Consider the following 13,952-nt stretch of genomic DNA (forward strand, 5'->3'; position numbering starts at 1 on the left):
TTAAAATACTAATATATATTATGTTCTAATTATAAAAAATAACCTTGATTTATTTTTTAATAAGAAACCATCAATAGCATCAGAAAGGGAGGGGCGACGGAGAAAGACATAAAATTTTTATACAGGTATTGTCTTTTTTTATTATACCAAGAAAGCGTTTTCAAAAAAGAATAGGGGTGCCCAATGTTTACATTTTTGATTTCCATCGTCATTCTGGTTGTGGCGTATTTTACATACGGTAAATTTATCGAAAAACTGTTCGATCCGATTGAAGCAAGAAAGACGCCTGCCCACGCTAATGCGGATGGTGTGGATTTTGTGCCGATGAACAAGCATAAAAACGCTCTTATCCAATTATTGAACATTGCCGGGACCGGCCCAATTTTCGGTCCGATCATGGGAGCGCTTTATGGCCCGGTAGCGTTCCTGTGGATCGTCATCGGTTCGATATTCGCGGGAGCTGTCCACGATTATTTGACGGGCATGATTTCCATCCGCAACAAAGGCGCGCATATCCCAGAACTTGCCGGCAAGTTTCTCGGCGCTGCTTCACGCCATATCGTCAACGTCTTCGCCTTATTGCTGTTGCTGTTGGTGGGAACAGTATTTGTCACGACACCGGCATCTCTGCTTTCGATTCTATTGGACGGCAAAATAGCGGTCGGCATCATCATCGTCCTCATTTTTATCTATTATTTCCTATCGACGATCCTGCCGATCGACAAGATAATCGGACGCTTCTATCCATACTTTGGTGCGGTGCTTCTGATAGGAACTCTGGGTGTCGGAATTGCGCTGTTGTTCTCTGATTACAAAATCCCGGAACTCAGCTTTACCAACATGCACCCAGGCGATTTGCCGATTTTCCCAATCTTGTTCTTCACAATTACGTGTGGAGCGTTATCCGGATTCCATGCTACGCAGTCGCCGATCATTTCCCGGACTGTGGAAAAAGAATCACAGGGCCGTTATATCTTCTACGGTATGATGATTGCAGAAGCGATCATTGCAATGATCTGGGCAGCTGCAGCGATGAGCATTTTCGATGGCCAGACACTCAGCGGGCTGATCAATTCAGGTACGCCTTCAGCGGTCGTCAATGAAGTATCGATGACTCTGCTCGGAGCAGTGGGTGGCACGATTGCCGTCCTTGGCGCGATCGTTTTGCCGATCACTTCAGGCGATACGGCTTTCCGTGCAGCACGATCCATTATCGCGGATTACATTAAAGTCGACCAGACCAAGCTGATGAAACGGCTGATCATTGCGATTCCGTTGTTCATCATTTCTGCAGTCTTGACGCAAATCGACTTTAATCTGCTATGGCGTTATTTCTCCTGGGCTAACCAGGCGACTGCTGCAATCGCATTGTGGATTGCTACCATGTATCTTTATATTCAAGCTAAAAATTACCTGGTATCCATGGCACCGGCCATCTTTATCACTTACATGGTCTTTGTCTATATACTCAATCAGAAAATTGGCTTTAATCTGGACTTGAACCTGTCGTTTGTAGTTGGACTGGTCTTTACAGCGATTATTATCGTGATGTTCTACAGCAAGGCCAGAAAGAACCGCAAAGAAGAAGTTCAGACCGTTGTAACAGTTGAATAATTAAAAGCAGGCTATGGCAGCCTGCTTTTTTCTTTAGAAATATAACCAATAATACAAGCCTCTGAAATATTTGTAATAAAAACTCTTCCTTTCTCTCGTTTTTTTGATAAAATAAGAACTTGAGGCGATTAGAAGCTTTCAAAGATAAAGCCGGTCGGTCTTAAAAGGGAGGAACAGTCAATTTCGAATAATTGGTTATGGTTGCCGGTATTGATTTTTTTGATGAACTGCATCCGTTACGTAGAAATAATGGCGTATCGGAGTTTGGCTCTTTATCAGGTCATTTTGTTCTCATTGAATATTATGGGCATACTTTATTTGTCGTGGGTCATTTACAAAGGAAAAATTGAACGAAACAAACCAACCGGCAGACGTCATTATAAAATCTGACAGCCGGTATAAAGAGATGCCTCAATCAGTGGGGATTTTCTTCAGCCCACTGATTGTCACTGCATCCAATCGAAGTCTTATTGCCCGTTAAAACGGGTTAACAAACAGCCAGTCCCTATGCAGAGTAGGGGCTGGCTGTTTTTCTGCTCCGTTATTTAGATAGGATAGTGCTCATCTTCCAACAAGTCTTTCAATGCTTCTTTTTCCAAATTGATTTCACTTATCGTCCGGACGCCTTGCCGGCGGATCATGGACAGTGGCGGACACCAGCCCTGAAGCGCATGCTGCAGCATGAAGACGCTGACGGCTCCAGTGAAATAAGCCCATTTCTTATTGACAGTGAGAGCGAGTAGGGAAGAAGAAAGTGCAAAAGACGCCATCGTGGCTTCCAGTACGCGTTCTGTGTCCCATTCCTGTTCCAGTTCAGAAATCCGCTGTTTGATTGCTTCAGGATCCTTGCGCTTGAATGTGTTGATGCGGGCTTCAGTTTCCCGCTCAATCTTTTCATTGATGTGGTCAGGTGTCGCTTTAGCGACTTTTGATTGAGTGGAAGGCAATGCTTCGATTTTTGCAGCCATTATGGATTCCTCGCTTTCGGTGTTTATACTAGTATTCCGCATTGGGGCAACCATAAACCCTTTTTGGTGATTAACAAAGTTTTCTTCCTTTCTGGTCAGCCGTCGAATGCTGCTGGAGGAGTGGGATGGATGATACAATAGCAGAACATGAATGGCTTTCACGAGAGCTATACGCAATTAGGAGGGGATTAGATGATTCGTGTATTGTTTGTGTGCTTGGGCAATATTTGCCGTTCGCCTATGGCTGAAGCCGTTTTTAAAAATCGGCTGGAGCGGTCGGGGCTGAGTGGGAAAGTGCAAGTGGATTCAGCGGGAACGGGCGATTGGCATATCGGCAGAAGACCACATCCGGGAACACTGAAAATCCTGGAAGCTAACGGCATTTCCGCTACAGGTTTGAAAGGGCGCCAATTGCAAACGGACGATTTTGACGGTTTTGACTATATCGTCGGGATGGACCAAACGAATATTGAAGACATCCGCTCAATGCTGGGCCAGCCCGACCATCCGAAAATTCTGCGCTTCCTGGATTTGACCGATCACTTAAAAGATGTACCAGACCCTTATTTTACGGGAGATTTTGAAGAGACATTTGGGCTCGTCAGTGACGGCTGTGATGCGCTATTGGAGAAAATCAAACAAGATCATTCGATTTCATAAAACAGTAAAAAGCGGCAGGAGATTGATTCCTCGCCGCTTTTGTATGGAATTTAAGATTCGAATGCGGCCCAGACTTCCGGCAGCAACTCTGCCAATTCGTGAGCGAGCAGCGTGTGCGGAGAGCGGGTTTTGGTCCATTCATCCGCACAGGCTCCGTGCATGTGGACGGCGTTCAATACGGCATGTTTCCAGTCATTGTGGCAGCATAACATGCCAAGCATTATGCCTGCCAATGTGTCGCCGGTACCCCCTTTGGCTAATGAACTGTTGCCGGTGGGATTTATCCAAACCTCGCCATCCGGAAAAGCCGTCACCGTGTGTTGGCCTTTCAAGACGATGGCGACCCCTAATCTTTCTGCCCATTCTGCAGCATAATCGGCCCGGTGTTTTTGAAGTTCTGCGACTGCCACTCCTGTGATGCGGGAAAATTCAGCTGGATGCGGCGTTAGGATGACCGGTGCCTGGCGCTCAGCGTAAGTGCGTCTGCTCAACGCGCCGGCATCGACAATCAGTGGCATCGAGCTCTCGAGCAACACACTCAATGCGTCTTCAGTCATGCGATCCGGTTCCGTGCCGGGACCGATTGCCGCTGCCCGGTAAGCATCAACTGAAGCCAGCTGTTCGGCAATTCGCTGCATGCCATTCTGCACATAGGTCGCTTCAGGCAGCCGAGGGACGATCATTGCCATTGCTTCCGCTTCTGTCGCAATGACCAGCTTGCCCACGCCGCTCCGCATTGCACCAAGTCCTGCAAGAAGTGCAGCGCCCGGCATTTCTTTTGTGCCGGCAATCAATAACGCGGTGCCGAAGCTGCCTTTGTGGCTGTTGGGGTCTCTTTCGGGAAGTGTTGCTTTTACTTGTTCTTTTGTCCATTGCGATGGAGTTTCTTTCTGTGGGGACATAGTTGTGCACCTCCAGTTTTAATAGATGAGGCTCTTGTTGATTACTTTACGCAACATATTTTTGAAATGCAAAATTGAGCTGTGAAACTTTACAGGAATTCCATTTAAATTGTTGTGCTAAATTATTGTTGCGGAGCGGCGTATTGCGAAATTCTCTAGCTAGGCGCATACTTAATAGCGCAATAAGCGAATAGGAGATTGAGGATATGACACAGAACTTACAGGCTCGACAGCCGATGAATCCATTGAATGACCCATGGGAGGCTTACCTCGATATTGCACAGCACGGTAAGCCCACACTATCAAGCATTGAATTCACCACTACCTATCTATGCAATATGCGCTGTGAACATTGCGCGGTTGGCTATATGTTGGAACATAAAGATCCCGAGGCTTTGCCAATTGAATTGCTGTTGAAGCGGCTGGATGAAATTCCGCATTTGCGGACCATCAGTTTGACTGGCGGGGAACCGATGTTTTCAAAAAAATCCGTGGAACGCTACGTGCTGCCTTTACTTAAGTACGCCAACGAACGCGGCGTTCGGACGCAGATGAACTCAAATCTGACGATGCCGCTTGACCGTTATATGCTGATCGCCCCTTATTTGGATGTGCTGCATATCTCACATAATTGGGGGACAGTAGATGATTTTGTCGATGGCGGATTTGCTCATATGGAACGCAAGCCGACTCGTGAGCGCCGCGCCGAGCAGTTTCAACGGATGATCGACAACAGCCGGGCATTGGCTGAAGCTGGAGTGATGGTATCGGCAGAAACCATGCTCAACAAACGGACTTTGCCTCATTTGGCATCTATCCACAAACAAATCGTTGAAGAAATGAAATGCGCAAGACATGAGATTCATCCAATGTACCCCAGTGATTTCGCTTCAAATTTGGAGGTGCTGTCACTAGAGGAAACCAGGACGGCCATTCATGAATTGCTGGATACCCGGGATGATAACACCTGGATGCTGTTCGGTACATTGCCCTTTTATCCGTGCAGCGACAATACGGAGCAATTGGCTTTATTAGAACGCATCCAAAGCAGCAAAAACGTCTCAGTGCGCAACGATCCGGACGGCCGCTCCCGCCTGAATGTCAACATCTTTACAGGGGAGGTAATCGTCACAGATTTCGGGGACACTCCGCCGATGGGCAACATTCAGACCGATTCACTCCCGGCGATGCTCGATAGCTGGCTTGATCGTCCTTTAGCCCGTTCGATCGCCTGCCATTGTCCAGCAGTCAAATGTCTCGGACCAAACCTGTTAGTGAAAAACGCTTACTACCCAGAGGTGGATTTTACCAAAAAAGCTTCCAAGCTTTAAAATGAATGGTAGAATATTCTTGTAATTCATAAAAGCAGAGACAATGAATTCAAAGGGGATGGATAAAGTGGCCGACAAACAACCGACTCGTTTAAATGAACGCATGTACTTGATCGATGGATTTGATTTAGGGTTGCCGGAACGCACCGGGACCTACGTTATTGATGAAGAGCACTTGACGCTTGTGGATACCGGGCCAAGCCCTTCAGTTAAACACGTCAAAAAAGGGCTGGCTGATTTAGGCTTCACATTGGAAGATGTCAAATACATAATTGTCACCCATGTCCACCTGGATCATTCTGGAGGAGCTGGGCTTTTGCTTCAGGATTGCCCGAACGCACAAGTGGTGGTGCATCCAAAAGGTGCACGGCACCTGTCAGACCCAAGCCGCCTGACTGCTGGCGCGCGGATGGTGTACGGAGAGCAGTTCGACCAATTGTTTGCTCCGATTGTCGCTATTCCAGAAGATCGTCTGCTCATCAAGACAGAAGGAGAGGGCCTTGAAATCGGTGCAGCGTGTACGCTTGAATTCTGGGATACCCCAGGACACGCCAATCACCATTTCAGTGTATACGATCCCGTCAGCAACGGAATTTTCGCAGGCGATACAGTGGGCATCCGCTACGATCAATTGGTAAGGGAAGGCATCGATCTTTATCTGCCGTCCACTTCGCCCAATCAATTTAATCCCGAAGCTATGCAAGATGCCATTGAACGCATGTCAAATGCCAAACTGGACGCCATCTACTATGGCCATTTTAGCCAAACCGATCAACCCGAAGCTGCACTTCGCCAATCCGAAAGATGGCTGAAGGTATTTGTTGAAGAAGGTCAAGCCGCCTACACTGCAGGACTGGCGCCTGAAGAACTCGCTGAACGGTTGTTTAACCGGGTTCAAGATTATTTAAGGACTCAAAACGTAGCGGACGACCACGAAGTTTATCCGTATATCCGCTTGGATATGCAAGTCAGTTCCATGGGGATTTTGGATACATTAGCAAAACAGCAACGATGAACCTGTGCTTATGCACAGGTTTTTTTATGCCTGGAATGTCTCGCCTTCACAAAAACAGCCGGTTAGAAATCGGTCCAGGGATTAAAGAAACCGAGAGCGGGTATCTTAAGAATAACAATGGCTAAAAGGAGTGGAGACAAATGGCACAAGACGATAGAAAAAAGAAAGATGAAAAAGAACAAGAAAAAGAACAATTCACCGGCACCCCTGAACAGCAGTTTCCAGATCTTGAAGCTGAAGACAAACAGGACCGCCAGAAAGAACAGTACCAAGACACAGCCGAAACCGGGAAAAAAGATTCGGCTTCCAATGAATAACTCTGTTATCTTTTTTTGAATAATTATTCATATCACAGAAAGGCGCAGGGGAAAGGCCTCTGCGCCTTTCTGCGTATTCGAAATCTATTTTTGAATAATTTATTCAATTGGTACGAAAGTTGAATGTTTAATTATTTATAAAAGAGGGGGTTGGGTTGAATGGGTTATTCAAATTGAAAAACCCCTTGAAGTGGAATATTTTTTCTTTTGGTTCTGTTTATTCATTTGCCTATTAAGGGTAAAGGGGAAATACGAACGGTTAACGGATTAGCTGTTTTGTTCGCCGTAAAGAATGTTATAAAAATCAACTGGAACATATTTTGAGAGGTGGAGTTTGGGTTATGCAATTATTGACGGAGAAAACGGCTTTTATAACAGGAGCGGGAAAAGGGATTGGACGCGCGACGGCACTGGCTTTGGCCAATGAAGGCGTCAACGTCGGTTTGATCGCCCGCACAGAAGCAGATTTAAAGAGATTGACAACAGAAATCAAGTCATTACGCGGCCGTGTGGCCTATGCAGTGGCCGATGTCTCTGATTTGAAACAGGTGGAGGCAGCCATTGAAAAGCTGACAGATGAACTTGGGACAGCCGATATATTGATCAATAATGCAGGCATCGGCAAATACGGCTCATTTTTGGAATTGGAACCGGAAGAATGGAAGCAAGTGATCGATGTGAATTTGATGGGCATGTATTATGTCACCCGGACCGTGCTGCCGCAATTGATAGAGAAGAACGGGGGAGACATCATCAACATTTCTTCCAGTTCAGGTTTGCGGGGGACAGCGGGTTCGAGCGCCTACAGTGCTTCAAAATTCGGTGTTCTCGGCATGACAGAGTCATTGTCTCAGGAAGTCCGCAAGCATAATATCCGTGTCTTTGCTTTGACGCCGAGCCGTGTAGTGACGGATTTGACGTATAAAGAAGGAGAGACCGATGAGGAAAAAGAGAAATTCATGCATCCAGAGGATTTGGCGGAATATATGGTTGCGCAATTGAAGCTGCATCCTCGGATCTTTATTCCGACATCGAGCCAATGGGCAACCAATCCATTTTAAATCAAAAAAACGAGCTGAGGGAATTTTCCCTCGGCTCGTTTTTAGTTATTGGAAAGTTTGGTGACGTAATCTTCAACTTCCTGGGAAGTGCTGAGCGCCAGGATGCGGTCTGTGTGCTGTGCCATTTCAGCTTTGGAAAGCTTGCTGATCTGGGAACGTGCTTTTAGAATCGATGAAGCGCTCATTGAGAATTCATCCAAGCCTAAGCCGAGAAGAATCGGGATAGCGATCTCGTCTCCCGCCATTTCTCCGCACATGCCGGTCCATTTGCCTTCGCGGTGAGAAGCGTCGATGACCATTTTCACCAGGCGCAGGATAGCCGGGTTGAATGGCTGGTACAAATACGACACGCTTTCATTCATACGGTCTGCAGCCATCGTGTACTGGATCAAGTCATTGGTGCCGATCGAGAAGAAATCGACTTCTTTAGCGAAAGTATCCGCCATGACAGCGGTCGATGGGATCTCGACCATAATGCCGACTTCAATTGATTCGCTGACTTCAATGCCTTCAGCCTGCAACTTCGCTTTTTCTTCCAGCAACAAAGCCTTCGCTTCGCGGAATTCATCCAATGTTGCGATCATCGGAAACATGATTTTCAAGTTGCCATGGACGCTGGCACGCAGCAACGCACGCAGCTGCGTACGGAACATGTCCGGCATTTCCAGACATAGTCGAATGGCGCGCAAGCCCAGGAACGGGTTGAGTTCTTTTGGCAGCTCCAAGTAAGACAGCTCTTTGTCGCCGCCGATATCCAAGGTGCGGACAACGGTCGGTTTACCTTCCATGCCTTTTAAAACGCTGGCATAAGCTTCGACTTGCTCGTCTTCCGTCGGAAACTGGTCGCGGCCCATATACAGGAATTCCGTGCGGTACAAGCCAATAGCTTCGCCGCCATTATCGAGGACGCCGGCAATGTCTTTTGGTGTTCCGATATTGGCGCCGATTTCAACGGCTTGGCCATCAGCGGAAACTGTCGCTTCGTTCTTCATTTTGGCCCATTCGGTTTTTTGTTCGTCATAAGCCGCCTGCTTGTTTTGGTATTCTTCGATGACGCTGTCTTCCGGATCGATTAAAATCGTTCCGCCTAACCCATCCACAATGACGGTCATGCCGTTCTGGATGTCCGCCATGGCGGTTTTCGCACCGACCACTGCTGGAATTTCCAATGTCCGTGCCAAAATGGCCGAGTGGGAAGTGCGCCCGCCGATGTCCGTGATAAAGCCCTTCACGAACTGGGCATTCAATTGCACCGTATCGGAAGGCGTTAAATCTTCTGCAATGATGATGACTTCATCGGAAATCATGCTTGGGCTTTGGATGGTGACGCCTAAGAGGTGAGCCAGCACCCGTTTTCTGACGTCGCGGATGTCCGCAGCGCGTTCTTTCATGTAGTCATTATCCATTGCTTCAAACATGGAAATGAACATATCCGTTGTTTCCTGCAATGCAAACTCTGCATTGACCTGGTCTGTCGTAATCCGTTCAGTGATCGGCCCGACCAATTCAGGGTCGCTTAGGACCAGCAGGTGAGCACCGAAAATCGCTGCTTCTTTGTCGCTGATCGTTTCAGCCGTTTTCTTCTGGATCACTTCCAGTTCCGCAATGGATTTTTCCAATGCAGAAGTCATTCGTTCCAATTCGCTGTCGATATCCGAAACTGTCCGCTTATCAACATTCAATACCGGATTTTCCAAGCGAAAAGCTTTAGCGATGGCTATCCCATTCGATGCTGCAATTCCGGACATTGTTTTTGTCATTGGGTTGAGATCCCTTCTGACTGCATGACGTCTGCTGCTTTCTCAATGGCTTCGTTTTCGTCTTCGCCATCAGCTGCGATGGTGACTACTGATCCACTCGGAACGCCCAGCGACATAACACCCAGGATGGATTTAAGGTTTACTTTTTTTCCTTTGTGTTCAATTGTGATGTCTGATTTGAATTTTGATACGGCTCCAACCAACGCGGATGCCGGACGTGCGTGCATACCTGCTTCATCTGTAATTGTAAATTGTTTTTCGACCATGATTGATTTCCTCCTTTTGTAAGTGCAATCATTTTAGCACTCCGTTGACCGTTTTCGACGGTTTTTGAACGAGTGTACATAAGAAAAGTACATTTTTTTGATTGCTTATGAACGATTATGATTGATTGTGGAAGCGATTTCAAGTAGTATCTATTTAACAGAACTTTTACTCTATTAAAAAGAAGGTGATAACTTGCTGACCAACGAACGGCATACTTACATTTTGCGGCTGTTAGCCGAAAAACAGGCCATCAAAATCCAGGAACTGGTGGAATCGACAGGTGCGTCAGAATCGACGATCCGCAGGGATTTGACGGAGCTTGAACAGTCACGAAAACTGGAACGTGTTTTCGGCGGAGCGATTCTGCCGGGCCAAAATTTGCTGGAACCCAGCATCAAAGACAAATCAACGCAGTTCCTGGATGAAAAAATCAGGATTGCGGAACTCGCTTCCTCTTTTGTCCAGCGGGGAGACAGCGTTTTCCTGGATGCGGGTACCACAACCTTTCAACTGATTCCGTTTCTGAAAGACAAGGATCTGGTGGTTGTCACCAACGGGCTGACGCTCGTCGAAGCCTTGAACGACCATGGCATCACCACTTATTTGACCGGAGGATTGATGAAGCCGAGGACCGGTGCCTTTGTCGGTTCCCATACCATCCAAGCTTTGCAGAACTATCGCTTCGACATCTGTTTTCTCGGAATTAATGGATTCCATGCGGATTACGGTTATACAACACCGGACCCCGAGGAGGCAGCCGTCAAGCAATTGGCCAGTTCTTTGGCAAAAACAACCTATGCGCTCGCTGATCATTCCAAAACCAATAAAATCAGTTTCGCTAAGATTATGGATTTGGACCGCGCCACTTTAATTGTAGATGAAATTTCCAAAGAAGCCAATGCTGGACTCGAAAAAAAGACAACAGTAAAGGTTGTGAACCGATGATCTATACCTGTACCATCACACCATCCATTGATTACACAGTATATGTACCCGAATTCGGGAGCGGAAAACTGAACCGCTCCGAAGAAGTCTATTATTACCCCGGAGGAAAAGGCATCAATGTTTCACGCGTGTTAAAGCGCCTCGGCATCTCCAATCGGGCACTCGGCTATGCCGGCGGCTTTACAGGGCATTATATAGAGGAGTTTCTGAAAAACGAAGGCGTCGATGCTGATTTTATCCATACTTCGGAAATCACCCGCATCAACGTCAAAATCAAATCGGACGAGGAAACCGAACTGAACGGCCCTGGCCCTGAATTGAACGGCGATCAGCTGGATGCGTTAACTGAAAAAGTTCGTTTGATGGCAGAAGGCGACTGGTTCATTTTAGCCGGCAGCCTGCCCGGTTCCATTGATTCGGCTTATTTCCTGGAGCTCGCGAAAATCTGTGCAGCCAATCAAGTGCATTTTGTACTCGACACTTCAGGACCGGCATTGAAAAGCCTTCTGGCCGCTCCGGTCTTTCTGGTCAAACCCAATCAACAGGAACTGGGCGAATTGTTCGATGTCAAAATCAATACAGTAGCTGAGGCTTTCCAGTATGCCAGAAAACTGGTGGAGCGGAATACGGAACATGTCGTCGTGTCTATGGGAGGCGAGGGTGCGCTTTTGGTGACTAAAGAGGGCGCTTGGCTGGCTAAAGCCCCTCAAGGACACGTCATCAACACGGTCGGCTCGGGTGATTCGCTGGTGTCTGGATTTATTGCTTCATACACCATACAAAGCGACCCATTGGAGGCTTTCCGTTACGGAGTGGCAAGCGGCTCCGCCACCGCTTTCCGGTCGGATCTTTGCCGATTTGAAGATGTTGAAAAACTGTTGGACCAAGTTGAGATTTATCCATTCGAAGAAAAGGGTGTGACTCCATGAAAATCACGCAGCTGTTAACTGAAGAAACCATTATCCTAAACCTATCCGCTACAACTAAACAACAAGTGCTTGAAGAACTGGCCTCCCAACTGGAAAGTGCCGGCAAACTATCGGACAGATCCGCATTCATTTCTGCCATCCTTGAGCGTGAGAGCCAAAGCACGACGGGGATCGGCGACGGCATCGCCATTCCGCATGCCAAATCAGCTGCGGTCAAATCGCCGGCCATCGCGTTTGGCCGTTCACCTGAAGGGCTGGACTTTGAATCGCTCGACGGACAGCCAGCAAACCTGTTCTTCATGATTGCGGCCAGTGAAGGCGCCAATGACGACCATTTGGAAGCGCTGTCCCGTCTTGCGACTTTCCTGATGGATGACAAGTTCCGCACCAATATCCTGGCAGCGCAGTCCAAACAGGAAGTGCTGCAAGTGATTTCCGACAAAGAAGCTTCCTTGGAAGAACCGGAAGAAGCAGCAGAAAACATTCCCGCTGACAGCACCCAGAAAAAAATTCTGGCCGTTACGGCCTGTCCGACAGGGATTGCCCACACCTATATGGCTGCAGAAAAACTCAATGAACGCGCCAAAGAGCTGGGCATCGCTTTGAAAGTGGAAACCAACGGATCAAGCGGCGTCAAAAACCGGTTGACTGATGAAGATATTGCAGGAGCGGACGCCATCATCGTTGCAGCTGACACCAAGGTGGAAATGAGCCGTTTCAACGGCAAGCCGGTGATTCAGACGGGGGTCGGCAAAGCCATCTATGAAACAGACACGTTGTTGAACCGCGCGGTGACAGGTGATGCACCTACTTATAAACACGACAAATCTAAAGACGAAGCGGATGCAGGCGAAACCAAAGGCGGCTTCTATAAGCATTTGATGAACGGGGTATCGAATATGCTGCCGTTCGTTGTCGGCGGCGGGATCTTGATTGCCATCTCGTTTTTCTGGGGCATCAACGCCTCGAATCCCGATAGTCCTGAATACAATGAATTCGCGGCCATGTTGAACACCATAGGCGGCGGCAATGCTTTCTTCCTGATGGTTCCGGTACTTGCCGGCTTTATCGCGATGAGCATCGCAGACCGACCAGGATTTGCACCGGGTATGATCGGCGGCTTGATTGCCATCACAGTTACGGGCGTTGAAGAAGCGAGCGGCGGTTCCGGATTCCTTGGCGGCTTGATCGCCGGGTTCCTCGCCGGTTACGTAACACTGTTGGTCAAAAAAGTATTTGCCGGTCTGCCGAACTCTTTAGAAGGCTTGAAACCGGTCCTGTTTTACCCGGTCTTTGCGATTGCCATCACCGGCATCATCATGATGCTGGTCAATCCGCAGCTGACCAAAGTCTACACGGCGATTTCTTCGTTTCTGGAAAGCCTCGGCGGTACGAACCTGGTATTGGTCGGATTGCTGTTAGGCGGTATGATGGCCATTGATATGGGCGGTCCCATCAACAAAGCAGCTTATACATTCGGCATCGCGATGCTGGATGCACAAAACTTCAATTTCATGGCGACGGTCATGGCGGCTGGAATGGTTCCGCCGCTGGGCATGGCCATTGCTACAACTTTGTTCAAGAATAAATTCACCAAACCCGAACGTGAAGCCGGCAAAACGGCTTACGTGCTAGGTGCCTGCTTTATCACAGAAGGCGTCATTCCATTTGCCGCGGCCGATCCGGCACGTGTCATCCCGGCTTCAGTGGCCGGAGCGGCTGTCACGGGCGCTTTGGTCATGCTGTTTGACATCGGCCTACGCGCTCCGCATGGCGGGGTTTTCGTCATCGGCCTTGTCGACGGCGGCGTGGCCAGCATCTTGATGTATGTCCTTGCAATTCTTATAGGTGCTGTTGTCACCGCGATTGTTGCCGGGGCATTGAAAAAACGTGTGGCAGTTGCCGCATAATGATTAACCGCTTCAGGATTTCTGTCCTGAAGCGGTTTTTTTATTTGGTTGCCGTTCCGCAAAATAAATGCTTTAACGCTGTGATTTTGCGTATGATTCTCCTGCAAAATGGGTATTGAATAATACAATAACACCTACAGGGCGGAGCCGGTTGGCAAAATGGATTAGAAAGAGGTGAAAGGACACTGACAGGACACTGACAGGAGTCACCATATGCAGTGGATCATTTTCAGGGGGAATGACTGTTTTGGCGCATGATCATCCAGGAAAGAT

13 protein-coding genes are annotated in these 13,952 nt (G+C 48.0%); 9 read left to right on the forward strand and 4 right to left on the reverse strand.

Going from position 1 to position 13,952, the window contains the following annotated elements; all coding sequences use genetic code 11:
- The first annotated feature begins 183 nt into the window (after positions 1-183).
- Positions 184-1,614, forward strand: coding sequence for a carbon starvation CstA family protein (locus QMA04_RS07095; RefSeq protein ID WP_290184782.1), 1,431 nt, complete (start codon positions 184-186; stop codon positions 1,612-1,614).
- Positions 1,615-2,159: 545 nt separating this feature from the next.
- On the opposite strand, the gene QMA04_RS07100 is transcribed toward QMA04_RS07095, so the two are convergent.
- On the reverse strand, positions 2,160-2,582 hold the full coding sequence (locus QMA04_RS07100; protein ID WP_191715661.1) for a YgaP-like transmembrane domain: 423 nt from the start codon (positions 2,580-2,582) through the stop codon (positions 2,160-2,162).
- 192 nt (positions 2,583-2,774) lie between these two features.
- On the opposite strand from QMA04_RS07100, the gene QMA04_RS07105 reads away from it, so the two are divergent.
- Positions 2,775-3,242, forward strand: coding sequence for a low molecular weight protein-tyrosine-phosphatase (locus tag QMA04_RS07105; RefSeq protein ID WP_191715662.1), 468 nt, complete (start codon positions 2,775-2,777; stop codon positions 3,240-3,242).
- A 50-nt stretch (positions 3,243-3,292) separates the two neighbouring features.
- On the opposite strand, the gene QMA04_RS07110 is transcribed toward QMA04_RS07105, so the two are convergent.
- Positions 3,293-4,144 carry an NAD(P)H-hydrate dehydratase gene (locus QMA04_RS07110; protein ID WP_290184785.1) on the reverse strand — a complete coding sequence of 284 codons (852 nt, stop codon included), beginning with the start codon at positions 4,142-4,144 and terminating at the stop codon, positions 3,293-3,295.
- Between the two features lie 206 nt (positions 4,145-4,350).
- On the opposite strand from QMA04_RS07110, the gene yfkAB reads away from it, so the two are divergent.
- The 4 genes from yfkAB (at position 4,351) to QMA04_RS07130 (ending at position 7,868) form a co-directional block, all read left to right on the forward strand.
- Positions 4,351-5,475, forward strand: a complete 1,125-nt coding sequence (gene yfkAB, locus QMA04_RS07115; RefSeq protein ID WP_290184787.1) for a radical SAM/CxCxxxxC motif protein YfkAB — start codon at positions 4,351-4,353, stop codon at positions 5,473-5,475.
- A gap of 67 nt (positions 5,476-5,542) precedes the next feature.
- Positions 5,543-6,490, forward strand: coding sequence for an MBL fold metallo-hydrolase (locus QMA04_RS07120; protein WP_290184789.1), 948 nt, complete (start codon positions 5,543-5,545; stop codon positions 6,488-6,490).
- Between the two features lie 140 nt (positions 6,491-6,630).
- On the forward strand, positions 6,631-6,807 hold the full coding sequence (locus QMA04_RS07125; RefSeq protein WP_290184790.1) for a hypothetical protein: 177 nt from the start codon (positions 6,631-6,633) through the stop codon (positions 6,805-6,807).
- A gap of 341 nt (positions 6,808-7,148) precedes the next feature.
- The gene (locus tag QMA04_RS07130; protein ID WP_290184792.1) at positions 7,149-7,868 is read left to right on the forward strand and encodes a 3-ketoacyl-ACP reductase; all 720 of its coding nucleotides are present in this window, start codon (positions 7,149-7,151) and stop codon (positions 7,866-7,868) included.
- A gap of 41 nt (positions 7,869-7,909) precedes the next feature.
- Here QMA04_RS07130 and ptsP read toward each other — a convergent pair whose 3' ends face one another.
- Both ptsP and QMA04_RS07140 read right to left on the reverse strand, forming a co-directional pair.
- Positions 7,910-9,628, reverse strand: a complete 1,719-nt coding sequence (ptsP, locus tag QMA04_RS07135) for a phosphoenolpyruvate--protein phosphotransferase (protein WP_290184793.1) — start codon at positions 9,626-9,628, stop codon at positions 7,910-7,912.
- Positions 9,625-9,894, reverse strand: a complete 270-nt coding sequence (locus QMA04_RS07140) for a phosphocarrier protein HPr (RefSeq protein ID WP_290184794.1) — start codon at positions 9,892-9,894, stop codon at positions 9,625-9,627. The genes ptsP and QMA04_RS07140 overlap by 4 nt, the downstream gene beginning before the upstream one ends.
- 193 nt (positions 9,895-10,087) lie before the next feature.
- On the opposite strand from QMA04_RS07140, the gene QMA04_RS07145 reads away from it, so the two are divergent.
- The 3 genes from QMA04_RS07145 to QMA04_RS07155 are packed head-to-tail and all read left to right on the forward strand — an operon-like array spanning position 10,088 to position 13,679.
- Entirely contained in the window at positions 10,088-10,840 is a 753-nt protein-coding gene (locus QMA04_RS07145) for a DeoR/GlpR family DNA-binding transcription regulator (protein ID WP_290184796.1), read from the forward strand.
- The gene (gene pfkB / locus QMA04_RS07150) at positions 10,837-11,769 is read left to right on the forward strand and encodes a 1-phosphofructokinase (protein WP_290184797.1); all 933 of its coding nucleotides are present in this window, start codon (positions 10,837-10,839) and stop codon (positions 11,767-11,769) included. Before QMA04_RS07145 ends, pfkB begins: the two co-directional genes overlap by 4 nt.
- The gene (locus QMA04_RS07155; protein WP_290184799.1) at positions 11,766-13,679 is read left to right on the forward strand and encodes a PTS fructose transporter subunit IIABC; all 1,914 of its coding nucleotides are present in this window, start codon (positions 11,766-11,768) and stop codon (positions 13,677-13,679) included. Before pfkB ends, QMA04_RS07155 begins: the two co-directional genes overlap by 4 nt.
- The last annotated feature ends 273 nt before the right edge of the window (positions 13,680-13,952 follow it).

This window comes from Planococcus sp. APC 3900 (genome assembly GCF_030407735.1).
Lineage (GTDB): Bacteria > Bacillota > Bacilli > Bacillales_A > Planococcaceae > Planococcus > Planococcus notacanthi.

Excerpts from the sequence above, each read along its gene's own strand:
- QMA04_RS07095 (WP_290184782.1), top strand. The coding sequence starts at position 184 with ATGTTTACATTTTTGATTTCCATCGTCATTCTGGTTGTGGCGTATTTT.
- QMA04_RS07100 (WP_191715661.1), bottom strand. The coding sequence starts at position 2,582 with ATGGCTGCAAAAATCGAAGCATTGCCTTCCACTCAATCAAAAGTCGCT.
- QMA04_RS07105 (WP_191715662.1), top strand. The coding sequence starts at position 2,775 with ATGATTCGTGTATTGTTTGTGTGCTTGGGCAATATTTGCCGTTCGCCT.
- QMA04_RS07110 (WP_290184785.1), bottom strand. The coding sequence starts at position 4,144 with ATGTCCCCACAGAAAGAAACTCCATCGCAATGGACAAAAGAACAAGTA.
- yfkAB (WP_290184787.1), top strand. The coding sequence starts at position 4,351 with ATGACACAGAACTTACAGGCTCGACAGCCGATGAATCCATTGAATGAC.
- QMA04_RS07125 (WP_290184790.1), top strand. The coding sequence starts at position 6,631 with ATGGCACAAGACGATAGAAAAAAGAAAGATGAAAAAGAACAAGAAAAA.
- QMA04_RS07130 (WP_290184792.1), top strand. The coding sequence starts at position 7,149 with ATGCAATTATTGACGGAGAAAACGGCTTTTATAACAGGAGCGGGAAAA.
- ptsP (WP_290184793.1), bottom strand. The coding sequence starts at position 9,628 with ATGACAAAAACAATGTCCGGAATTGCAGCATCGAATGGGATAGCCATC.
- QMA04_RS07140 (WP_290184794.1), bottom strand. The coding sequence starts at position 9,894 with ATGGTCGAAAAACAATTTACAATTACAGATGAAGCAGGTATGCACGCA.
- pfkB (WP_290184797.1), top strand. The coding sequence starts at position 10,837 with ATGATCTATACCTGTACCATCACACCATCCATTGATTACACAGTATAT.
- QMA04_RS07155 (WP_290184799.1), top strand. The coding sequence starts at position 11,766 with ATGAAAATCACGCAGCTGTTAACTGAAGAAACCATTATCCTAAACCTA.